The organism is Mesorhizobium sp. M2E.F.Ca.ET.209.01.1.1, from assembly GCF_004010375.2.
Classification (GTDB): Bacteria; Pseudomonadota; Alphaproteobacteria; order Rhizobiales; family Rhizobiaceae; genus Mesorhizobium.
Window position 1 is genome coordinate 1 of record NZ_SADP02000604.1, and the last position, 343, is coordinate 343.

A 343-nucleotide genomic window follows, 5' to 3' on the forward strand; every position below is an offset into this window, starting at 1 on the left:
CGACGAGCTCGCAATCCTTTCCGATCGCCTCGTGAAGATGGCGCCGGGCAAGATGAGCAAGGTGTTCTACGGCATGTCCGGCTCGGACGCCAACGAGACGCAGGCCAAGCTCGTCTGGTATTACAACAATCTGCGCGGCAAGCCGGAGAAGAAGAAGATCATTTCCCGCGAGCGGGGATATCACGGCTGCAGCGTCGTTTCCGGTTCCATGACCGGCATGAGCTTTTATCATGACCACATGGACCTGCCGCTCCCGCAGATTGTTCACACCGGTGTTCCACACCCGGGCGAGACCGAGCGCGAATTCTCCGTTCGCCGCGCCGCCGACCTGGCTCAGCTGATC

The 343-nt window shown here is 60.6% G+C and carries 1 protein-coding gene; it reads left to right on the top strand.

Features of this window, described 5'->3' with window-relative positions:
- Positions 1–343 (top strand): aminotransferase class III-fold pyridoxal phosphate-dependent enzyme (locus EN852_RS37100; RefSeq protein ID WP_135879782.1); only part of this gene is annotated, 343 nt, incomplete at both ends.